Raw genomic sequence first — 23,248 nt, forward strand, 5'->3', positions numbered from 1 at the left:
TTCACCCGCTTGCATTGAGAGCGTTTGCTCAACAACGTCAATAAAGCGAACAAACTTACCCACCAATACCTGCTGATCTGAGCCGAACACCTCTTCCGGTATCACTTGTTCACCCGCAAAACTGGCGACAGGAACAGGCCCGAGAATATAGGCGCTTAGCAGGCGTTTAAGCGCTGCGAGCCAGGTTGTCTCGCCACCTGCGTCTTCTATATTTAATATCTTGTTACGATGCGTCTCAGAAAGCCCCCAACGAACATTCAAGACCTTGACCCAGTGATGAATACTAAGCAGCTCATCTTCATCAATGGAAAATCGCTGCCTGATTGCGGGAAAGTCCAAGCAATCTAATAGCTCGGCAGCCGTCATCCGACTTGACTCGAGTATCAATAGATTGCCAATACATTCCAATAAGGGTTGATGCCGATTCAAAGCCTGATCGGCAATAACATAGGGCAGGCTATGCGTTTGCCCATGGCGATCATAAACAAGGCGTGAAAAAACTGCCTCAATATAGGCGGCATAGTCTTCTATATCGGGCACCATCACAATAATATCGCGAGCATTTAAGCCGGGGTTTGCATCAAGCGTATTTAATAAGTAGTCGTGGAGAGCCTCAACCTCTCTTAAGTGGTTATGGCAACTTGCGAAGCGTATCGACTTATCGTCAGGATTCACACAATGGTGCTGGTTCTGCAGGTTCAAGATATCTGACTGAATTAAATTCAGCGCTGAATTATCTTCATCACCAAGATCATCGTAAAGCTCGGTGGCTAGATCAGCGAAAATTTCTTCTTGCATCAATAGCGACATATAATCGCGACCAAGCTTTCCCCATGACGCGAGCAAGGTGTTATGCTCAATAAAGTTTTCCGCTACCGTTTCAGCACTGACGCCCCGCGCAAGCAATGACTGATTAAGCAGGAGCTGCTGATACTCACTCATCACATCACCCCAGTAGTAGCGACAAGGGTTATTCACCACAACGTGTATATCAATGTGTTCAGCTAAAGCTTTGATAACAGCCAGCATTCTAGGAGGCAAGGCTGACAGGCCAAATACGAAGATTCGTTCGGGTAACTGAAGTTCCGCCCCTTTAGGTAGCGCTCTAATACAGGACTCCAGCCTGGTCAGCAGACTGGAACGATGCTGTCGTTGCGCCAAGGGCAAGTCAGGATAAACGCTACACCACAAGTCAGCCTGCCAAGCTTCCAATTCGGTAAATTGAGGACTACTGTAGTCTTTGGAATCCAGGCCGCTAGCAAGGCTCTTTATCGGCTTGCCTTGCTCCCATGCTTGCAACCATTCTGGGCGGTAGTTTTGATAGCCATCAAAAACGTCGGCTATGACACTCGCCATATCAAACACTAAAGACTGGGATAGCGCTTCATCGCCAGCGTTACCCAGCGCAGGCTCAGCACTCCCCTCATCAGTGTTTGGTGATAAGCTCTTGGCATAACGCCGTAAGCGCTGATATTCGGGCTGGGCAAGCTTACTCGGCAATTGTTCAAAAAGCTGCCACCTTAAATTCTGTTTCTCAAAGCCCTGTACTTGCAGAGGCTTCGGTAATAAGGCTTCAGCCAATTTCCAAATAAAAGACGCTGGCATGCTACATTCAACCATCGCAGAGATACCCAATTCTTCAGATATTTGCTGCTGAAGCCAGGTGCCCATACCGAAACTTTGAATAATCACCTTTTCCTGATCAAAGATTTTTTTCAGTGGTTCTCGTCTCATTATTTCAGCAATGATGAAAGCGAGGTTTTCAGTGCGATTCGAAGGGTAAAATTTAAGCATTAAATAATCAGTCAGATTTGAGAGTTGCGTGCGAAGAGCTAGCGCTATTTCTTTATTATCGTTGATACGTTAACTGAAATCATCAGGACTTTCACCTGCTTTTCGCGCTTATTTCAACTACGAGTCATCAACTTAATCGGCAAACTTAATGTAAGCTCTCAAGACATGAGCGGAAGTCCTTATTCATTGATATTATTGGATTTTTTGCTAACAAATAAAGTCGACGCCTGCATTGTTTTTTTGTATCATGAGAGTGTTTTTTGAACAGAGTCACATTTAAACCGTGAACAAAAAGCATTGCTTGTTTTCAACATTACAAATGAATATATTTCTTGCTGCGATATAAAAGTATCCAAGAATAATAGTTTTTAAAACATACAAATATAACGTCACCTGGCATGTTTTATTCACCGAATTAAACAGAGTCCAGTTAGGGGCCAAAAGCTTGCACGGTTCTAAAGGAAAGAAAAAACAAATCGGAACATGGTCCAAACTCGTGGCACTGTGCACCAAGTCCATGGGCGGATACTATCGCGCCAATGGCACTGTTGTTCGTGACCTGGCCAGCGATAAGGCGAGTGATGAAGCAGACGAGCCGATCTATGTTGAAACCGATGTTGCTTTTGCCAGCCTCAATGAGCGCACTCATGCTCGAATCAGGCACCAGGAAACCCTAAGACAAGCAAATATTGAAGCAATATTAGCAATTGCTTCCGGTCTACTAGGACAAAAAGTTACGGCTAAATCCGTAGATTCAGATTGGGCAAATATATTCTTTGACTACGCCCAGAATGTTAGTAGCAGCCCAATGCAAAGCCTCTGGGCCAGAGCTCTACTTTGTGAGCTAAAACGACCTCATTCAATCTCCAAGCGTAGCCTGAACTTTCTATACCATTGTGACGCTTGGGAAATTACTGCCTTTAAGAAGGTTTCCAACTATGCCTTTATCGGCCATAACGGTCACCCTTTTGTGTTTCGCGCCAACAACAGCTTAACGAAGGAAGATGATATATTTTCCGAGCTGCGCCTACTATCACACTGCGTCAATGCAGGTATGATTGCAAGAGACCCTAGTGAGCTACTAGTTGGCTACGAGTTTTATTACCGTAAAACGCGACATAGTGTTAGCCACGACTTTACCGCTCCCGGCCAAGGCGTCGGTTTCTATACCCAGGCATTCACCAAAACAGGTAGCGACTTACTCAAAATAATCGGTGGCTTAGACTCAATCCCAAGCAGTAACTTACAAAGAAGAGTCGTCTGGGAATACTTATCTGACTTTATCGATATTGAAGCGGCAACAGCTAATAGCAACAAAAGCAGCACCCTTAAAGAATCTATCGCCGGTTAAATCGCACGCTCCAAAATTATCAAAGAGTTAGTGAAGTACTTAAACTAAGCCCGAAACAAAAAAACCGACAATCAATGTCGGTTTTTTTATGGGTGAGAAAAGGAGCTTAACCCTGATCGCGCCCCTTACCTGCAGCGATACGTAAACGTAGAGCATTCAATTTAATGAAACCTTCAGCATCTTTCTGATCATATGAACCACCGTCATCTTCAAATGTAGCGATACTCTCATCAAACAAGGTTTCTTCAGATTTACGACCGACAACCACAACGTTACCCTTATAAAGCTTAACGCGAACAACACCGTTTACATAATGCTGTGTTTCATCTATCAAGGCTTGAAGCGCTTTACGCTCAGGGGACCACCAGTAACCGTTATAAACCAACTCCGCATACTTAGACATAATACTGTCTTTCAAATGCGCAGACTCTTTATCGAGAGTCAAAGATTCAATCGCACGGTGAGCCTTAAGCATAATCGTGCCCCCTGGCGTTTCATAGCAGCCTCGAGACTTCATACCTACATAGCGGTTTTCAACGATATCCAAACGGCCGACACCATTATCACCACCGACCTTATTCAAGGTCTCAAGCACGGTTGCCGGGCTCATCGCTTCACCATTGATCGCGGTGATATCGCCTTTCTCATATGTCAGTTCGATATAAGTCGGTGTATCTGGAGCGTTCTCAGGAGAAACAGACCAACGCCACATTTCTTCTTCAGGCTCATTCCAAGGATCTTCTAGCATATCGCCTTCATAAGAAATATGTAGCAAGTTTGCATCCATAGAATAAGGAGACTTACCTTTCTTCTTTTCAACTTCGATACCGTGTGTATCACAATAGGCTAACAAGCTTTCACGAGAGTTGAGATCCCATTCTCTCCAAGGTGCAATGACCTGAACACCCGGCTTAAGTGCATAGGCACCTAACTCAAAACGAATCTGGTCATTACCTTTACCGGTCGCACCGTGAGAGATAGCACAAGCACCTGTTTCATTAGCAATTTCGACCATTCGCTTGGCAATTAAAGGACGAGCAATAGACGTACCTAACAGGTACTCGCCTTCATAAATAGTATTTGCTCTGAACATCGGGAAAACATAGTCACGAACAAATTCTTCGCGCACGTCTTCAATATAGATTTCTTTAACACCCAATGCTTCTGCTTTGGAACGTGCAGGTTCAACTTCTTCACCTTGACCAAGGTCAGCTGTGTAGGTAACAACTTCACAGTTGTATGTTTCCTGTAACCATTTAACGATTACAGAGGTGTCTAGACCACCAGAATAAGCCAAGACAACTTTGTTAATTTCTGACATAGAAAGGCTCCAACTATCGAAGATGCAGACAAAACAAGCTGTCACTCTTCAGCCACAAACAGCTAAACGAGTGAAATCCTGTTCCGCTTAATAATATTCATTACGAAAAGGCGGCTATTCTACTTGCTGTTGGGCCACAAATACAAATATTGCCGAGATATTTACTGTATTACGCTTAATCTAGATCGCGAACCAGCCGAACGGTGCTACGTCTATTCAGTTTCTTATTCTTTTTGGTGTTATTTTTAGCCACCGGATAACGCTCACCATGGTAACGTGTACGGATAATATCGGCTTCCAGACCATTATTGATTAAGTAATCCCTAACGGCTTGCGCGCGTGCTTTAGATAAGCGCCGGTTATAAATTCTACGGCCAGTACTGTCTGTGTGACCATCAACATAAATAGCTGTCACACTCGAGTCATTTAAGACATAGAGAACCACCAAATCCAGTGACTTTATATCACGCTCGGTTAGATCTGACTTATCAGATTCAAAATGCACACGCGTTTTCTCGACCTGCCTAAAATTAACCGGCAACAAACCTGCTATACAATCAAGATAGCCATTATAGATTGACTTGAAATTAACACTATTAATTCTAACCCTGATTGAATCATCGCTGTACCAAGCTTTCCGGGTAAAAGTTGGCGTCATGCCTTCTAATAGGCCCTGCATCATATTAGTCGCTTTAGCTCTAGGCACACTTAAAGGCTGATCACTATCTACAACGTCGACATAACCCAGATCCTGAATTACCTTGCCCGGCTTCCAAGATGAAGCCTCAACCACTAACGCCGCTTTACCCGGTTTCATAGGGTTATTATTAGTCATCGTATAGAAGCGCAGGTTCTCTCCTGCTTCATGATAGAAGACACCCTTACCATAATAAGGAATATCATGAACCAGACTGCATTCGAATATAGAGGAAGACAGGTACCACTGACTCTGATCCAGCTCTGCGCTATAGGTTTTGGCATGGGCAAGGCTTGATAAGCAAGCTAACACGACTCCTAACATTAAGCCTCTTACAAAAGTACTACCGCGCTTCAAATCGGACACCTCACAAATTCTCTTACCATAATAAATCGGATCAGCTCTTTTTGTAGCAAGCCCCTAATAAGGTATTTTCCAAGTCACATAAAAACTGAAAACAAAACCTGGCAATTCTTTGCCCTATCATAACCTTGCTCTGATATACTGTCGCTACAACTTGGCCGACTTAGCCACGCAACGGAACAAATAAGGACAAACCGTGCCAAACCAATCTGAAAAATGCAATTCTCACGCCATATCCAATCGCTTTCGGGGCTTTCTTCCAGTCGTGATTGATGTTGAGACCGCTGGCTTTAACGCAAAAACCGACGCTCTACTAGAAATAGCCGCTGTTATTATCAGCATGAAGACCGATGGCGATCTCTACCTAAAAGAAACTGTACATTGCAATGTAGAGCCTTTTAGAGGAGCAAATCTTGAGGCTTCTGCGCTAGAATTTACCGGAATTGATCCGCACAGCCCTTTTCGTAATGCTCAACCCGAAAAGCTAGCCCTAGATAAAATATTCACACCTATTCGAAAAGCAGTGAAGGAAACTGGCTGTACACGAGCTGTACTTGTGGGTCATAACGCAACCTTTGACCACAACTTTGTCTTTGCCGCAGCAGAAAGAGCCAATATTAAGCGCAACCCTTTTCACCCCTTTTCGACATTTGATACAGCAACGCTGTCGGGTTTGGCATATGGCCAAACCGTTCTCGCAAAAGCCTGTGGAGCGGCAGGAATTGAATTTGATGGGAAAGCCGCTCATACCGCAAAGTATGATACGGAGAAGACAGCAGAACTATTCTGCAAGATAGTCAATAAGTGGCAACACCTCGGCGGCTGGCCCCTGTCCTCTTAAGCACTTTCTACTAAGATAAGCCAGACAGCAGCTGCGCGCTTCAGATATCGCCACCTAGGGTTTGTTCGTCTGGCTTTGTTTCCTGGGCCATACCAAACTAAACTTCGCTCCACCCATATCACTTCTGCCCAAGAAGGCTTGCCCCCCATGCCAATAAAGAATACGGCGTACAATTGACAAGCCTAGGCCATAACCCCCTGAAGCACGTGTGCGACTATCGTCCAAACGCGCAAACGGCGTAAAGACAGACTCCCAATCTTCCTCTGGAATACCAGGGCCATCGTCTTCAACATCTACACGACATGTCTCTGCATCAAAAGAGCAAACAACTTTTACCCTTCCTTGAGCATAGCGTGTCGCATTACCAACAAGGTTTTGAATCGAACGATGTATATAACGTGTTTCAACCTCTGACATTTTCCATACATCAGAGCCCTCTTTAAACTCAGAGAAAATACTCATATCTGGCTTAACAAGGCCTTGCTCGGAAACAACTTGATCAACAATTGCGCTAATATCAGCTTCCTGAAATGCCAAGATTGGCCCGCCCTGCTCAAGTCGAGCATAGGTCAATATCTCATCAATTAATTCGTCAAGCTCCTGAATATCGCCATCGATCCCCTTTACTTGCTTTTGCAATGCTTCCTCGGAGGGACAGTCTTCAATCATTTGTACACCAAAGCGTATTCTAGCAACAGGGGTTCTAAGCTCATGCGATACAGCATGGATCATTTCTTTCTGCACATACATCAGGCGCTGTATATGGTCGGCCATACTATTGAAAGCACCACCTAAGCGACTGATCGCATCTTCACTTCCCGCCCCGGATACACGAGCATCTAGCTCACCTCGCGAAATACGACTTGCCGCTGTTTCAATAGAGCGTAAACGGCGACTGAACCCCTCTACCAGGTAATAAACAAAGAGCATAAGCACTGCAACACACAGGGAAACCAGTGCAACGAACAAAATAAATGAAAAACCGGAGAACACTTCACCATACTCTAGACGAAGCAGTTCTCCGCTCTTCAAGCGCACATAACTAAATAAACCATCTTCATCAAGACCGTCATGAAAACCCTGTTTGGCAATATCATTTAATACTAACTGAGAACTTACCGAACTCGTCTCTTCCAATTTAGCAATCGAGACATTAAGCAGTGATTCAATGCTTTCAAGCTTGCTCAACTCCGTCGCATCAACCAGTAATTCGCTTACAAGAAGACGAAAAAGTGCTGAAAACTGCTTATCGCGCAAAGACTCAAAAACTAACAACTGCTCGCTAGAATTTTGCTGCTGGATAATCGCTCTAAGGTAGTCACCTTCCAGGGACACAAGCAGTCGTCCATACATCAAACGCTCTTGCTCTACCGCACTTAGACCTAATGATTCATAATCAGATAGGTAAGTATGTTCAGGCAGCTTTGAATGATCTTCACTGATTACACGGGATAGTTCGGTCATAGGAGTAACCAGCAAATCATGCCAGTAGTGCTCTTCCCTAACCTGATTAGAGACTTTAACCAGACCAAGACTAAAAAGGCCTAGCACAGTGATCACTGAAACTAGGCCAATAAAAATACGAATTAGAATTTTCTTCAAAACCAAAACTCTTTAAATAATTTGGCAAGCCGAGCTTGAGAGACTTATAAACTAAGCCTCTTTTACAAACAAATAGCCCTTGCTTCGAACTGTCTTGATCCTTCGTGGGTGAACCGGATCATCACCTATTTTCGGACGAATTCTAGAGACTCGAACATCAATCGAACGATCTTGACCATCATATTCGATACCGCGCAAGTTAGTAAAGATTTCTTCACGGCTCAGCACGTTACCTGCATTACTGGATAATAACCAAAGTAAGTCAAACTCTGCACTGGTTAAATCGATACTTTCATCGTCCAACCATGCCTCTCGCATTGAGCTATCAACAACCAGGTTGTTAAATACCAAGCGGGTCGCATCAGCTGCCTGACCTGACTCTGCACCAGCATCTGATGATTGGTCAACATGCTCATTAATCCGACGAAGTAAGGCGCGAATTCTTGCTAGCAGAACCCTAGGACGAACAGGCTTAGACATATAATCATCGGCCCCCATTTCCAAACCTAGTACCTGATCTAGATCGTCAGTTCGCGCAGTCAACATAAGAATCGGTCCATTATAATTAGGACGCACCTTACGACATATTGACAAGCCATCCTCACCTGGAAGCATCAGATCCAACACTACCAGATCAGGCTTTTCATTGACGATACGATCAACTGCATGAGAGCCATTACCTTCAACCGAAACGACAAGCCCATTACTCTCCAAGTATTCCTTGGTGAGATCAGCTAAACGCTCATCGTCTTCAACTATTAAAATTCGCCAAGCGTCGTTTTGTTGTTCAACTTCCATCTGTATTTTCTTATCTTAGTTCGTGATTTGGGATTGCATGGAGACCCGAAAGGTACTGATATTCCATACATTTTTCCGTTATGTAACAGTAAGTATATATGCAGCTTCAAAAAACACATGAAAAATTGCATATTTTTTATTCTAGCTAAATTTTACGCAGCTTCGACCACTTCGATTATCTCAATCTCAAAATTGAGAACCAAGCCTGCTAAAGGGTGGTTTGCATCAACCAGGACGAAGTCTTTTTCTACTTTAACAACCTGAACAACCTGCGCATCAGAGCCGGTATTGGTCTGGAACTTCATACCTTCTACAACATGCTCTACTCCTTCAAAAGCTGACATAGGTACTTTTGACACAAACTCCGGGTTATGCGCACCATAAGCCATTTCTGGCGGCACCTGCACTTCCAAGCGATCACCCGCTTGCCTCCCCTTTACAGCTTCTTGAAGCCCTCGAATCACGGAAGCACCACCAATCTCAATTACCATTGGTTCGCCACCTTCTGAAGTATCGACTACTTGCCCATCATCATTCTTCAACCAATAGTTAACTTTATATACTTGCCTTTCTGCCATTATTTATCACTCTTGTTAATCAGACCGGCTTGCCAACCAATCTACAGCTATGCGCCAGGTATTTTGCGGCGCTTTGTTACCAGCAAAGACGCCCGCATGCCCACCCGGAACAACACAAAACTCTTTATCTTCTGAAGAGACTATATCCAAAACCTTGTGCGCAGCACTTACACTCACCAAATTATCAGACTCGCCTGCAAATGCCAGAATCGAGCATCTAATTTGATTAAACTCGGCCATCACCTTTCCAATACGCATTTTTCCTTTAGCCATGGTGTTATTGATCATCATATGAACCGCCATTTCCCGAATGGTACGCCCTGGATAATCTACCATGTCGTCAAACCACTTGCTCATAGTCAGACTTTCTTCCAAATACTCCCTATCCCATAAATTCAAAAACTTCTCATACGTATTAATCACTGAGCCCATTGGGTTAGTTAATTTAAACACTAGCGATGAAGTCCATCCAGGCACATGAAAATAGCGTGTCGGTAAATCAAGTAAGGAAAAATTAAGCACGTTGGAAACCAGGTGCGCTGGCTTATATATTGCCGACAAAACCTTACCTGCTGCGCCGCTCTGATGCATATCGATCGGACTCGCGACTGTCACCAGGTTTTTGACTGATTCATCACCTGAAACCGCCAGATACATAAGAGAAAGCAAGCCACCCATGCAGTATGCAAAGATTGACACCTCCTCCTCATCAGAATGCGTAATGACAGCATCCATGATCATTGGCATCCACTCTAGCACATAGCTTTCCAGCGACAGGTTTTTATGATCTGCGGTTACATCTCCCCAATCAACCAAGTAAACATCATAACCATTCGCTAAAAAATAACGAACAACACTTCTATGCGGCATCAAATCAAATATCATTGATGTTGCGGCTAAAGGCGGCACCAAGATAACGGGCGTTTTGTGTCGCTTTTTCTCTACCTTGATTTTCTCACCCGCGATCTCAATCTCATCATCCTCTAATGGGTGATAATGACGAACTGACATGATGCCATCTTGAAAGATTTCATCGAATGAACTCAAGTTTGAGATATTAAAGTTCTCCGAAAAAGCAAACTGCTCCACACCATTAAGAACAGATAAAAAAACTTTATCTAGCAATCTTAGCTTTTTCTCAACCATCTATAGCTACAACCCTGTTAACAATAAAAAGATATCTCACAGTTATTATCTTAGCCCCACAAATAAAAAAACCCCAGCACAAGCCGGGGTTTCTATAGTAGTACTACTGGCTTCCTAGCCTAAGAACTTGATCATAACGCCCGCAGCAACTGCAGAACCGATAACACCTGCTACGTTTGGCCCCATCGCATGCATCAACAAGAAATTCTGAGGATTATTATCCAGACCAACCTTATTCGATACACGAGCAGCCATTGGAACAGCTGATACACCAGCAGATCCAATCAGAGGGTTAACTTTGTTAGTACTAAATACGTTCATCAACTTAGCCATGATTACACCAGTACCGGTACCTACTGCAAATGCAGCCATACCCAAGAACAAAATACCCAGCGTTTGAAAATCAAGGAATTTGTCTGCACTTAATTTAGAACCAACAGAAAGGCCTAAGAAAATAGTTACGATGTTAATCAAAGCATTCTGGGCTGTATCAGAAAGACGGTCCACAACGCCCGACTCTTTCATCAAGTTACCAAGACAGAACATACCCAAAAGAGGCGCAGCATCAGGAAGACAAAGTGCAACCAGAATCAATACAATAATCGGGAAAAGAATTTTTTCCAATTGATTAACTGTACGAAGCTGAACCATCTCAATCTTACGCTCTTCAGGAGTAGTCAAAGCATTCATAATAGGAGGCTGAATAACAGGAACAAGCGCCATATACGAATAAGCTGCGACAGCAATCGCGCCCAATAGGTGCGGTGCTAGTACACTTGATACGAAGATAGAAGTAGGTCCATCTGCACCACCGATAATACCGATCGTAGCAGCTTCTTCAATCGTAAATGAAACACCACCAATTTGCATACTTGTGAGGAAAGCAGCACCTAGAACGGTACCGAAAATACCAAACTGCGCAGCAGCACCTAGCAAAATAGTTTTAGGGTTAGCCAGCATTGGACCAAAGTCCGTCATTGCACCAACACCCATAAAGATAAGCAAAGGACCAACCATTGAGCCAATTACTACGTTATAGAAGTTTGTCAACATGCCATTAGCGTAACCCGCATCACTAGCAACGTTATGAGCTGCAGCGGCAGTAGCACTATCTGCCATTTTATAAGCGTCTTTAAACGCATATAAGGTCTCTTGCGTCATTTCCTGACCGGCTTCAAAAGGAACTTTCAAAACCTCTGCCAAAGCCATCATTACTTCAGGCTTGTGAAAATGTATCGCATTTTCAGCGGCCGATAAAGCAAGTCCAGCCTCTGGAATATTAGCCAATATCCCGCCCATACCAATAGGCAATAGCAACAAAGGCTCAAAGCCTTTTTTAATAGCCATATATAGAAGACCGAGACAAATAACGATCATCGAGAACTGGCCGATAGAGATATTATAAAGACCACTACCGGTCCATAAATTAAGTATATTTTCCATTGTCAGACTACCCTTATAAGGTCATCAAAGTATCGCCAACGGCAACTGAGTCGCCAACAGAGACACTAATCGTTCCAACAGTACCCGCTCGTGGTGCACGTACTTCTGTTTCCATCTTCATTGCTTCAAGAATCAACAGCAAGTCACCCTCTTGAACAACTTGACCAGGCGTTGCAACAACCTTAAAGATGTTACCTGCTAACGGAGCTGGAACCGGATCACCACCACCCGCAGGAGCAGCCGCTGCTGGCGCACCACCAGAAGCCTGTAAAGGAGCACCACCAGTAACTGGAACCATACCTGTGATATCACCGCCTTCCTCAACTTCAACAACGTAAGACTGACCGCTAACGTTAATGGTATAAACTTCCTTACCACCCTTAGCTGCCGCTTTTACGTCATCTTCACTTGGAACCGGCTCAAATGCATCTGCATTGTCACGATTCTCTAGGAACTTAAGACCAATCTGAGGGAACAGAGCATAAGTCAGAACATCATCGACCGTCTCATCAGCAAGCTTGATACCTTTTTCGCCAGCAAGTTTCTTAACTTCCTCAGTCAACTTGTCCATTTCTGGCTCAAGCAAGTCTCCTGGTCGGCAAGTAATTGCTTCACCACCATCTAAAACGCGATCCTGTAGCTCTTTATTATAAGGAGCTGGAGCCGCACCGTATTCACCTTTAAGAATACCCGCAGTCTCTTTAGAGATTGATTTATAGCGCTCGCCAGTCAATACGTTCAGAACCGCTTGGGTTCCAACAATCTGAGAAGTAGGTGTTACAAGAGGAATATGACCAAGATCTTCACGAACACGTGGAATTTCTTCTAGCACTGCATCAAATTTGTCTGCAGCACCCTGCTCTTTCAACTGGTTTTCCATGTTGGTCAACATGCCACCAGGAACCTGGGCAATCAGAATTCGCGAATCAGTACCACGCAATGAACCTTCGAACTTAGCGTACTTCTTACGAACCTTACGGAAGTAAGCAGCAATCTCTTCAAGAAGCTTCATGTCCAAGCCAGTATCACGACCAGTACCTGCCAATGCCGCAACCACACTTTCAGTCGCAGTATGGCCGTATGTCATTGCCATTGAAGAAATAGCCGTGTCAACACGGTCAATACCTGCTTCAACCGCTTTAAGAATTGTCATATCTGACAAGCCAGAAGTCGCGTGTGCATGTAATTGAACTTCTAGATCAGTCTGAGCTTTCAAACGCCCAACCAACTCAGAAGCAGCATAAGGCGTTAATGTACCGGCCATATCTTTAATAGCGATAGAATCTGCACCCAAGTCTTCAATCTGCTTCGCTAAGCTAACCCAGCTTTCCAAAGTATGTACAGGACTTGTTGTATAGGAAAGCGTTGCCTGAGCATGACCGCCGTTTGCTTTAACAGCTTTAAGCGCACGATCCAGGTTGCGAGGGTCGTTCATCGCGTCAAAAACACGGAATACCTCAACACCATTTTTTACAGCACGCTCTACGAACTTATCAACAACGTCATCAGCATAATGTCTATAACCTAACAGATTTTGACCTCGCAACAACATTTGCTGCGGAGTATTAGGCATGACTTTCTTCAATTCTCTGATACGATCCCATGGATCTTCACCAATAAATCGAATACAGGAGTCAAATGTAGCGCCACCCCAAGATTCAAGTGACCAATAGCCTACCTGATCTAGCTTTTCAGCAATTGGCAGCATATCGTCAATTCGCATACGCGTTGCTAATAAAGATTGATGTGCATCACGAAGTACGACATCAGTGATTCCGAGTTTTTTGTTCGAATCCGTCATTTTCTATCAAGCCTTCTGTTAAAGGTTCAAATTTTATTCACGCTCACTTCTTGTGGTCTGAGCGATATTTGTCTACTGCAGCAGAGAGTACTGCTAACAGTTGCGCATCATTAGATGCTTGAGTTACTGGCGATGCAGCTGGAGCTTTAGGCTCAGGTGCTGGCGCATATTTCAAAATCATTTTTGACATGAACGATGTAGCAAAAACTAAGATCGTCAAAAATACAAAAACGAATCCCATACCCACCAACATCAAGTTTATTGCTTCAGACATTAAATCAGTCATATTCTGACTACCTAATCAATTTGTTGTTGATAACAAGGAAATTATCCTAAAAACCACCCAAATGTAACACATGTTACTAGGCGAGCGTAATGTACCTTTTCTAGCGTTTGTAGGCAATACGATTTAATACAATTTTTAACTGTATAGTAGGGATATTAAATTAACAGAAGCGTTAAATAAGATAGGTTTAAAGGAGAAATAATATGGCACGGCTGGCAGGATTCGAACCTGCGACCAACTGGTTCGAAGCCAGTTACTCTATCCAGCTGAGCTACAGCCGCATTAGATGCTGATCAAGAATGTTTTAAAGTGGCGCGGCTGGGAGGATTCGAACCTCCGACCGCCTGGTTCGTAGCCAGGTACTCTATCCAGCTGAGCTACAGCCGCTAAACTTTAAAACTGCCATCCTAATTTAAATGGCGGAGAGAGAGGGATTCGAACCCTCGATGAGTGTTACCCCATACGCCCTTAGCAGGGGCGCGCCTTCAGCCTCTCGGCCATCTCTCCTCAAGACGCGGCGTATATTAACACATTTATTTTAAATGCCAACACCGCATTGAATTATTTTTTAAAAAACATCAACTTGTGTATTTTTTAACCACAAATTAGTCGTCAGACTGCTGCGCTTCAGACTTTTCTTTCTGTATACGCTGATAGATCTCTTCACGATGAACAGAGACATCTCTAGGCGCGTTCACACCAATACGCACTTGATTACCCTTTACACCTAATACGGTAACAGTAACGTCATCACCAACCATTAAAGTCTCACCTACTCGACGAGTCAATATAAGCATTCTTAGCTCCTTTTATTATGCAATATTCATCCAAAAAAGCTTCTTACTGCCACCTCAAAAGAGATAACAACGAGCACTTAAAGAGTATTATCGAAATTTCTCAAAAAGATAGTTTTAAGTGGATTAATCTTGCACATTTTCTATTTAGTTATAAATTGTGAAAATACTGTTCGCCTTGAATTAATGTTCCTGCGCCAGATCAAAAGCACCATGAAGCGTCCTTACGGCCAACTCTAGATACTTCTCATCGATCACAACAGAAATCTTAATCTCCGAAGTCGAAATCATCTGAATATTTATACCTTCATCAGACAAAGCTTCAAACATCTTGGTAGCTACCCCTGCATGAGACCGCATCCCTACACCGACGATAGATACTTTTGCAATATCGTTATCACCTGCAGTCCTCTCAGCACCAAGCTTCTCACATACTTCTTCTAATACCGCTTTCGCCTTTTTATAGTCATTTCTATGAACCGTAAAGGTAAAGTCAGTTTTTTTATCCAAGCCAACATTCTGTACAATCATGTCAACTTCAATATTCTTGTCACTAATAGGGCGCAATATCTTCGAGGCAACGCCTGGAATATCCGGCACACCTACCAAGGTCAATTTTGCCTCATCACGATTAAAGGCAATCCCCGAAACGGCAGCCTGCTCCATATTTTCCTCACTATCAATCGTAATCAAGGTACCTGGCCCATCCTCAAACGAAGATAGCACTCTTAAAGGCACACTATATTTCCCGGCAAATTCAACCGCCCTAATCTGCAAAACCTTAGAGCCCAAACTCGCCATTTCTATCATTTCTTCAAATGTCACTTTTTCCATACGGCGCGCACTATCAACAACCCTTGGGTCCGTTGTATACACTCCGTCGACATCTGTATAAATCTGACATTCATCCGCTTTGAGCGCAGCCGCTAGAGCAACAGCAGTGGTATCTGACCCGCCACGACCAAGCGTCGTAATATTATGATCCTCATCAACTCCCTGAAAACCAGCAACAACCACAACTTTACCCGCAGACAAGGCCTCGCGCATTCGCGACTCATCAATATCCTGTATTCTTGCCTTCATATGAGACTGATCAGTCAAAATACGAACCTGACCACCTGTCATAGACATTGCATCACAATCAATCTGCTGCAAAGCCATACTCAACAAAGCAATCGTCACCTGCTCACCGGTCGACACCAGCACATCCATTTCACGAGGTACAGGATCCTTAGATATTGCATCGGCCAATGATATTAACCTGTTAGTCTCTCCACTCATTGCAGAGACAACCACTACAACATCATCACCTGAATCTCGAAACTTTTTTACTTTCTCTGCCACAGCTTGGATACGCTCAGTCGTACCGACTGAAGTACCGCCATATTTTTGAACAATCAGGGCCATTGACCTATTTAAAACCTCTTAATTGTAGACTTAGAACCTAACACTAAATAAGCAACTACTGCTGGGACTCAACCCATCCAGCTACCGACGCCAAGGTTTCTTCTAGAGCAGTAACATCTGTACCACCGCCCTTCGCAAAATCAGGCCGGCCACCACCTTTACCACCAACACCTGCCGCAACGACTTTCATCAAATCTCCAGCTTTGTACTGCTTGGAAATTGATTTCGTCACACCAGCAACCAAGGCAATTTTATCTCCGTCTACAGAAGCCAATAAAACCACCGCATTCTCAAACTGGTTCTTAAGCTTGTCTACAGCGTCTTCCAGACCTTTACGATCTACACCCGATAACTGAGCCGCAACTACTTTAACCCCAGCAACGTCCACTGCCTTGTCAGCCAATTGAGAACCTGCGTCAGCTGCAGCTTTCTGCTTAAATACCTCTAACTCTTTCTCAAGCGCACGACACTTTTCTACCCACTGATTTGCTTTTTCAAGAACATCTTCTCTACCCGCCTTGAAAACACTTGCGACATTTTTCAACTGCGCTTGCGACTCTCGATTCCAAGCTTCAGCCTCTGCACCAGATAAAGCCTCTATACGGCGAACACCTGAGGAAATTCCACCTTCAGACACTATCACTAGCGAGCCAATATCACCCGTACGCTGGGCATGTGTTCCACCGCATAACTCCACAGAAAAGTTATCATCCCCCATCGAGAGAACTCGAACATTCTCACCATACTTCTCTCCAAACAGCGCCATAGCGCCCATTTGTTTGGCCGTTTTTATATCTGTTAAAGTCGTTGTTACTAAAGAGTTCTCTCGAATTCTCGCGTTGACCATAGACTCTATTTCTAACAACTGCTCAGGCGTAACAGCTTCATAATGCGCAAAATCAAAACGCAGACGCTCACCATTACACAAAGAACCTTTCTGAACGACGTGCTCTCCTAGAATCTGCCTAAGCGCTGCATGCAACAAGTGAGTTGCCGAGTGATTTAGAGCGGTCGCATCACGCTGAACACTATCAATGGATGCCTTAACAGAAACACCTGATGACAACTCACCACTTTCAATCTGGCAAATATGTAAAAAATGATTTTCTTGTTTCTGGGTATCTTTTACCAGTGCTTTACCACCATCCCACTCGAGGACACCAGTATCGCCAGCCTGACCACCCGACTCTGCATAGAAAGGTGTCGACGCCAATACCACGATACACTGCTCGCCAGCTCCAGCCTTGGCATTCTCACCATCAACCGTAACCGACAGTACCTCTGACTCATGATCAAAACTTTCATAGCCAACAAACTCGGTACTCCCCGAAATATCCAAAGAGTCGTTGTAATCAACACCAAATTTGCTCGACGCGCGCGCTCTTTCTCGCTGCGTTTCCATTGCAGCTTCATAACCCTCGTGATCTAGCGTTAACCCTCGCTCACGAGCGATATCATTAGTCAAATCAACCGGGAAGCCGTAAGTATCATATAAAGTAAAGACCGTCGCACCAGAAATAACGGTACTATCCAGAGACGCAATATCTGACTCCAGAACCTTCATTCCCTTATCAAGCGTTTTGGAGAACTGCTCTTCTTCCTGAAGCAAGATTTGCTCTACTTGCTTCCGGGAAACCTTGAGCTCAGGGTAAGCTTCACCCATCGCGTCAATCAAAACCTCGACAAGGCGATAGAAAAACGGCTCAGAAGCACCAAGTTTATTTCCATGCCGAATAGCGCGGCGAATAATTCTGCGAAGTGTATAACCACGCCCCTCATTCGAAGGCATTACACCATCAGAAATCAAGAAGGCACTGGCACGAATATGATCAGCAATAACCCGCAGAGATTTTTCTTCAATAGAAACGCCACCCAATATTTTGGATGCGCCATTTAGAATGGTCTGAAAAAGATCAATTTCGTAGTTTGTATGCACATCCTGCATCACGGCAGCAATACGCTCCAAACCCATACCGGTATCTACAGAAGGCTTTGGTAGGTCATGCATCACTCCGTCAGCAGTACGATTAAACTGCATGAAAACGAGGTTCCAAATTTCAATATAACGATCACCGTCGTCATTTGGACCACCAGGAGGATCACCAGCAATATCCTCACCATGATCATAAAAAATTTCGGTACACGGCCCACAAGGCCCGGTATCTCCCATAGACCAAAAGTTATCTTTCTCTCCTAGCCTTGAAAAACGTGACTGGTCGATACCGATTTCATTAAACCAGATATCTTCAGCTTCTTTATCATCTTTATAGACAGTCACCCACAGTTTTTCTTGCGGTATATTTAACTCTTCAGTTAAAAATTGCCATGCAAACCGAATTGCATCCTGTTTAAAATAGTCGCCAAAACTGAAGTTACCTAGCATTTCAAAAAAGGTGTGATGGCGAGCTGTATAACCTACGTTTTCAAGATCGTTATGTTTACCGCCAGCACGGACGCATTTTTGCGAGGTGGTCGCTCGATTATAAGCTCGTGACTCTTTTCCCAAAAACGTATCTTTAAACTGATTCATTCCCGCATTTGTAAACAACAAGGTCGGATCATCTGCCGGAACCAAAGAACTACTATCGACAATCTCGTGTTTATTACGATTAAAAAAGCTCAAAAATGCGTGACGGATCTCTGCCGTTTTCATAACAAAACTCACCTGTTATTGTACTTTCCTGAAAAATCAGTTTTTTTAAACCAAAAGAGCGCGATACTCTATCACAAACATCCCCACCCAAACACTGGATTCCTCGCGCTATTTACAACTTTTTTACATAGTCGCTACCGGAAGCAAAAAGCGCCCGACAAAAAACTCGGTTAAGCCGAAGGAAGCACCCTAAAGTTAGCTGGTTAACGAAAAGCTATAGAAAAGGAAAGAAAAAAGAAGGGACCTTAAATAACTAAAATCTTAGGTAATATCTGGAAAATCGTGTGCAAACTTGCCTATCCACTCTTCAGCAGCATGTTCACCATCTATCGTGCGGCCTTCAACCTCTTGAACCCACATTCGATAATGTTCGATATGGCAAACTTGCTCTACCATACGCGCAGTAAAGGCATCCTCTCTACTCGTAAACTCTATGCCCGCTTCAAAACGATCCGGGCGTGACAAACACCAAATAACCTTAGCCTGAGCTTCAAATGGAGGATCGACAATCGGAATCTTAATATTTACTACTGACCCGACTTTTAAACGCTGTTTCGAACTAAAACTCAAACCACCCAAGCTAACGTCTTGGGCTACTGACTTTTCAAGAGCAACATGGCCACCTTCAGCACCAAGCGATTCCGCACCATTTTCAGGTGAGAGTTCATCAACTGCCGTAAACTCTATTGGTACGTCTGCCGGGTGGCGTATATAGGCTCTCATAACTCTTGTTAATCTCACTTATTATTCACTAAGAATTTATTGTAGGCAAAGTACAGTTTAGTTGATATGCCTTTCTAACACCATTTCCAATTGCGCTATTTTGAATGGCTTCGTCATAAACTCATCCATACCGACCTGGAAGCATCCCTCAGCTTCTTCTTCAAAAGCATTTGCTGTTAAAGCCACAATTGGCGTACGACCACGTTCAGGCTTGGATCGTTCGATCTCACGTATTATTTGCGTGGTTTCATAGCCATCCATTTCAGGCATTAAACAATCCATAAAAATTAAAGCATATTTATTCTTCTTAAATAGCTCAATTGCCTCAAACCCATTTACCGCCAGGTCTACCTGGCAGCCATTACGCTCCAGCATACGCATAACAAGCTGCTGGTTAACAATGTTATCTTCGACAATTAATATATTGGACTTGGTTTGGTCCTGTAGATCTATAACTTCGGGGTCCGAACTTTCTTCAGCATCACTCACGGTATATCGCGTCACCAAGCGACGCTCACTTCCCTGACGGAATCGCTCAGCATAGGCCTGACACATAACTCCCCTCAAAAACGGGTCACGGAACTGCTTACTCAAAAAGCCACTAGCTCCTGCCAAAAAGAAGCCTTCCGCATCACCCAACTGTGGATTTGAACATAAAACAACGATCTGCACAGGATCAACGATAGACTGGCGAATCATCTGACAAGCTTCTACACCCGACAAATCCTGTAAGATGTCATCACACAAGATCATGTTGAACTGCTCTTCACTTCCAGCATAAGAATGCAAGGCTTTTATCGCTTCTGCAGCAGTCCCCACCGCCTCGAACTGAATCCCCCACTCGCTTAAGAGTTCAAGTGTAATTTTACGACTAAGCTCATACGAATCGATCACCAGTACTTTGAGCGTTTTCAGCAAGGACAAATCCAACAACTCTCTGGAGTTATCGCCACGAACTACCGGCAAGTTCAACTCGAACCAATAAGTAGACCCATCATCTTCTTTTGATTCGTTCAGCAATGTACTACCCATGAGATCAACTAACTGGTAGCAAATATCCAGGCCCAAGCTACGCTTTTCCCTCAGTTCCGAAGAAAAACCTATATCAGCAACATCAACCCGCTTATTAAGCCTCTGTATAGGCTTACTACCACTATCTTCAATTGACAAACGAATGGCCGCTCGAGAATTCTTTTGAGACAAAAGATCAACATTAATAAAAACGTGACCCTTCTCAGTGTGCTGGATCGCGTTAGCAACTAGGTTCATCAATACTTGTCGTATTCGTACAGGGTCTCCTCGTAAAGTCTGTGGAATATCGGGGCTAATTCGGCTCTCGAACACAAGGCCCTTTGACTCAGCCCTGTTTTTCAAAAGAATAGTAACACCGGATAACACCCCTCTTAAATTGAACGGTATCGTCGTAATCATAAGATCGCCCGACTCGATTCTGGAAAGGTCCAAGACATCATTTACAACGTACAACAATGACTCTAAAGACACCTGAATAGTTTGAGCATACTCACGCTGTTCATCTTCCAACTTCGATTCCAGCAATAACGAAGTGAAACCTAGCAACCCGTTCATTGGCGTTCGCAACTCATGGCTCATTTTTGCTAGAAACAAGCTTTTCGTCTCGCTGTTCTTGCGTGCTGCTTCTAACTCCTTCTGCGACAACGTTAAACGAGCCTCAGACTTATACAGACGCTCTTCCATCTCCTGCTTATACTCTAGAATCGATAACCACAGTTCAGAGACCTCAGTATCCTCTAATGAAGAAAGCCTCTTCATAGACTCATCTACATTCTGGTTTTTCAGGTCAATCATAAACTGACGCAAGCGCCTAACAACAATCTGATATCCAAGCAAAACACTCGTTAGCGAGCAACAAGCGACAACCAGCACATACAATAAAAAGCTAGTCAGTCCTTCCCTAGAAACCTCTTCAATGACCCCATCTAAACTCTGGACGACAGCCAGCTCTCCTAACCAGTAGGCTTGAGCCTCCCCTCCCTTCCAATAACTAATTGGATAGACAGATTGCTCGATGCGGGCAGAGGCCCCAATACTTCCAACCGTTATAGTACGACCGTCATCATAGCTGAGCGTATACTTTCTGGTTTCTTTCCCAGAAATATGCAAATGACAATCATCCAGCATCGCAATTAGTATCGCTTCGACCTTTTGATCGTTTGCGCGCCAAACAGCTTCACTTATCGGGTCAAGATTAGAAGACAGTAAATGATCTAAACACTCATTGATTGAATCAACTTGCATTTGGTAAGAGTAAACCCCTTTCGTAAAAACAATACCAAGCGATAACAATATGCTAAACAAAAAGCTATATAAGCAAATACGCTTAAGCAAGGGGGCTTTCTTTAGCTGTTTTAGCGTATTAGTTAAGCGCAAATGAAATCTCCTGAAGGGGATGTGAAAACTTGTGCAACACTAGCAAAATTCTTACGTGGCGTGTAGTACTGTTCAATGGCAAATGTAAAACGAGAATTCTTAATCAAAGGTAATTCGTGGCAAATTGCTTACCGTGGTAGCCTAGAACTCTAATTTAACTAATTTTCATAAGCTAATGCGCTCTATACTTACTACCCTTTGCTACATCGTGCTTTTTAGCTCTCAATTACAAGCTGCACAAACCTATAATAGCGAGACAATAGACGCTCGAAACAACAGCCCTATTGCTATGCTTTTCTCTCTCCCAAGAGCTAGCTTTTACCCAAATGAGCAAATCGGATCGATTCATTTACAATCAGACGCTTCGCTCACCAATTACATCAGCACTACAGATAAAAATGGCGACTATTTTCGCATAGACGGAGAAACCTGGAGATTTAGAAACACAGTTTCATACCAATATTCTCAACAGCTTCGCATTCTGGTAGACGCGTCCTGGATAAAACATGGCGGCGGTTTAGGTGATCGATTTATTTTCCACTTCCATGATGCATTAGCACTTCCACAAAATGGCCGCTCCGATAAGCAACACGATAGGTTCAACTGGACACTCTATTCTGAAAATCAGCAGGTATTATCTTTTCAGCGGGAAGCGTCTTCATGGGGTGACACCGAGGTTTCATTCGCATGGAAAATGAAAGAAATCTCCGATACTCAATACAACGCTACACTTAAAATTCCCACTGGCAACTACACGAATCAAACAGGCAGTGAAGCCTTCGACATAAATTTTAGCATCACCCAGCAGAACCCTGAGTGGTTCAAAAGGCGCAATTTTTTTGAACAAACAAAGCTTTCTTTATGGTACGGTACTGGTCTTGGCTATATAGGAAAGTCAGAGCAACTTAAGATTCTTGAGCAGCATCCTGTAAACCTTTCTTTTCGCGCAGGGTTCGCGTGGCTAATTAGTCCTAATTGGCAGTTAAAAAGTCAGATTGATACTCACTCCCCCTTGTTCAAAACAGAGCTACGTGAACTTGGCTGGGTACCGCTGCAAATATCCTTTGAAAGCGCACACCGTTTCAGTCAGGATATATCAATAAATCTGATGATTGCTGAAGACATTAGGCCACGATCCGTACCAGATGTGATCCTTAAGACAAGCCTAAGAATTAGACTTTAAAACTCACCTTAGAAACTTTCGGTGTTAAGAACTTAATTACCAAGTAAAGAATTGACTA

18 protein-coding genes and 3 tRNA genes are annotated in these 23,248 nt (G+C 43.7%); 3 read left to right on the plus strand and 18 right to left on the minus strand.

Going from position 1 to position 23,248, the window contains the following annotated elements:
* Window positions 1-1,794 (minus strand): exodeoxyribonuclease V subunit gamma (locus tag A3735_RS04860; RefSeq protein ID WP_197485674.1); only part of this gene is annotated, 1,794 nt, incomplete at its 3' end.
* Between the two features lie 445 nt (window positions 1,795-2,239).
* Between A3735_RS04860 and A3735_RS04865 the strand changes: the two genes are divergently transcribed.
* Complete coding sequence (locus tag A3735_RS04865; protein WP_156490393.1) at window positions 2,240-3,145, plus strand: DUF2806 domain-containing protein; 906 nt, start codon at window positions 2,240-2,242, stop codon at window positions 3,143-3,145.
* A gap of 106 nt (window positions 3,146-3,251) precedes the next feature.
* Here A3735_RS04865 and A3735_RS04870 read toward each other — a convergent pair whose 3' ends face one another.
* Together A3735_RS04870 and A3735_RS04875 are read right to left on the minus strand one after the other, a co-directional pair.
* Complete coding sequence (locus A3735_RS04870; protein ID WP_068507850.1) at window positions 3,252-4,466, minus strand: argininosuccinate synthase; 1,215 nt, start codon at window positions 4,464-4,466, stop codon at window positions 3,252-3,254.
* A gap of 175 nt (window positions 4,467-4,641) precedes the next feature.
* A complete protein-coding gene (locus A3735_RS04875; RefSeq protein WP_156495279.1) occupies window positions 4,642-5,520 on the minus strand; it encodes an OmpA family protein in 879 nt (292 codons plus the stop codon).
* Between the two features lie 202 nt (window positions 5,521-5,722).
* Here A3735_RS04875 and rnt point away from each other — a divergent pair, with 202 nt between their 5' ends.
* Complete coding sequence (gene rnt / locus A3735_RS04880; protein WP_068507852.1) at window positions 5,723-6,367, plus strand: ribonuclease T; 645 nt, start codon at window positions 5,723-5,725, stop codon at window positions 6,365-6,367.
* Window positions 6,368-6,421: 54 nt separating this feature from the next.
* On the opposite strand, the gene A3735_RS04885 is transcribed toward rnt, so the two are convergent.
* From A3735_RS04885 to A3735_RS04955, 15 genes are all read right to left on the minus strand, one after another.
* Complete coding sequence (locus A3735_RS04885; protein WP_068507854.1) at window positions 6,422-7,969, minus strand: ATP-binding protein; 1,548 nt, start codon at window positions 7,967-7,969, stop codon at window positions 6,422-6,424.
* Between the two features lie 51 nt (window positions 7,970-8,020).
* Window positions 8,021-8,767, minus strand: a complete 747-nt coding sequence (locus A3735_RS04890; protein WP_068507858.1) for a response regulator — start codon at window positions 8,765-8,767, stop codon at window positions 8,021-8,023.
* Window positions 8,768-8,919: 152 nt separating this feature from the next.
* On the minus strand, window positions 8,920-9,345 hold the full coding sequence (locus A3735_RS04895; protein WP_068507860.1) for a peptidylprolyl isomerase: 426 nt from the start codon (window positions 9,343-9,345) through the stop codon (window positions 8,920-8,922).
* 15 nt (window positions 9,346-9,360) lie between these two features.
* Window positions 9,361-10,470, minus strand: a complete 1,110-nt coding sequence (locus A3735_RS04900) for an alpha/beta fold hydrolase (RefSeq protein ID WP_231877449.1) — start codon at window positions 10,468-10,470, stop codon at window positions 9,361-9,363.
* A gap of 135 nt (window positions 10,471-10,605) precedes the next feature.
* Window positions 10,606-11,934 carry a sodium ion-translocating decarboxylase subunit beta gene (locus A3735_RS04905; RefSeq protein WP_068507864.1) on the minus strand — a complete coding sequence of 443 codons (1,329 nt, stop codon included), beginning with the start codon at window positions 11,932-11,934 and terminating at the stop codon, window positions 10,606-10,608.
* A 13-nt stretch (window positions 11,935-11,947) separates the two neighbouring features.
* Entirely contained in the window at window positions 11,948-13,735 is a 1,788-nt protein-coding gene (oadA, locus tag A3735_RS04910) for a sodium-extruding oxaloacetate decarboxylase subunit alpha (protein WP_068507867.1), read from the minus strand.
* Between the two features lie 43 nt (window positions 13,736-13,778).
* Window positions 13,779-14,021 (minus strand): OadG family protein, encoded by a 243-nt coding sequence (locus A3735_RS04915; protein WP_068507869.1) that lies wholly within the window; start codon window positions 14,019-14,021, stop codon window positions 13,779-13,781.
* Between the two features lie 204 nt (window positions 14,022-14,225).
* A tRNA-Arg gene (locus A3735_RS04920) sits at window positions 14,226-14,302 on the minus strand.
* Between the two features lie 29 nt (window positions 14,303-14,331).
* Window positions 14,332-14,408, minus strand: a tRNA-Arg gene (locus A3735_RS04925).
* A gap of 30 nt (window positions 14,409-14,438) precedes the next feature.
* Window positions 14,439-14,528 (minus strand) — tRNA-Ser (locus A3735_RS04930).
* Between the two features lie 98 nt (window positions 14,529-14,626).
* Entirely contained in the window at window positions 14,627-14,818 is a 192-nt protein-coding gene (csrA, locus tag A3735_RS04935) for a carbon storage regulator CsrA (RefSeq protein WP_068507871.1), read from the minus strand.
* A gap of 180 nt (window positions 14,819-14,998) precedes the next feature.
* A complete protein-coding gene (locus A3735_RS04940; protein WP_068507874.1) occupies window positions 14,999-16,222 on the minus strand; it encodes an aspartate kinase in 1,224 nt (407 codons plus the stop codon).
* Window positions 16,223-16,277: 55 nt separating this feature from the next.
* Window positions 16,278-18,875: an alanine--tRNA ligase gene (alaS, locus tag A3735_RS04945; RefSeq protein WP_068507877.1), complete on the minus strand. Its 2,598-nt coding sequence runs from the start codon at window positions 18,873-18,875 to the stop codon at window positions 16,278-16,280.
* Window positions 18,876-19,136: 261 nt separating this feature from the next.
* Window positions 19,137-19,598: a PilZ domain-containing protein gene (locus A3735_RS04950; RefSeq protein ID WP_068507878.1), complete on the minus strand. Its 462-nt coding sequence runs from the start codon at window positions 19,596-19,598 to the stop codon at window positions 19,137-19,139.
* Between the two features lie 57 nt (window positions 19,599-19,655).
* Window positions 19,656-22,007: a response regulator gene (locus tag A3735_RS04955; protein WP_068507880.1), complete on the minus strand. Its 2,352-nt coding sequence runs from the start codon at window positions 22,005-22,007 to the stop codon at window positions 19,656-19,658.
* 175 nt (window positions 22,008-22,182) lie between these two features.
* Here A3735_RS04955 and A3735_RS04960 point away from each other — a divergent pair, with 175 nt between their 5' ends.
* On the plus strand, window positions 22,183-23,190 hold the full coding sequence (locus A3735_RS04960; protein WP_068637670.1) for a DUF3187 family protein: 1,008 nt from the start codon (window positions 22,183-22,185) through the stop codon (window positions 23,188-23,190).
* Window positions 23,191-23,248 lie beyond the last annotated feature (58 nt).

The sequence above is a fragment of the Oleiphilus sp. HI0061 genome (genome assembly GCF_001635675.1).

Bases quoted from the DNA above. Each gene is read 5' to 3' on its own strand.
- A3735_RS04870 (WP_068507850.1), bottom strand. From the start codon at position 4,466: ATGTCAGAAATTAACAAAGTTGTCTTGGCTTATTCTGGTGGTCTAGAC.
- A3735_RS04960 (WP_068637670.1), top strand. From the start codon at position 22,183: ATGCGCTCTATACTTACTACCCTTTGCTACATCGTGCTTTTTAGCTCT.
- A3735_RS04890 (WP_068507858.1), bottom strand. From the start codon at position 8,767: ATGGAAGTTGAACAACAAAACGACGCTTGGCGAATTTTAATAGTTGAA.
- A3735_RS04940 (WP_068507874.1), bottom strand. From the start codon at position 16,222: ATGGCCCTGATTGTTCAAAAATATGGCGGTACTTCAGTCGGTACGACT.
- A3735_RS04905 (WP_068507864.1), bottom strand. From the start codon at position 11,934: ATGGAAAATATACTTAATTTATGGACCGGTAGTGGTCTTTATAATATC.
- csrA (WP_068507871.1), bottom strand. From the start codon at position 14,818: ATGCTTATATTGACTCGTCGAGTAGGTGAGACTTTAATGGTTGGTGAT.
- oadA (WP_068507867.1), bottom strand. From the start codon at position 13,735: ATGACGGATTCGAACAAAAAACTCGGAATCACTGATGTCGTACTTCGT.
- alaS (WP_068507877.1), bottom strand. From the start codon at position 18,875: ATGAAAACGGCAGAGATCCGTCACGCATTTTTGAGCTTTTTTAATCGT.
- A3735_RS04895 (WP_068507860.1), bottom strand. From the start codon at position 9,345: ATGGCAGAAAGGCAAGTATATAAAGTTAACTATTGGTTGAAGAATGAT.
- A3735_RS04915 (WP_068507869.1), bottom strand. From the start codon at position 14,021: ATGACTGATTTAATGTCTGAAGCAATAAACTTGATGTTGGTGGGTATG.
- A3735_RS04950 (WP_068507878.1), bottom strand. From the start codon at position 19,598: ATGAGAGCCTATATACGCCACCCGGCAGACGTACCAATAGAGTTTACG.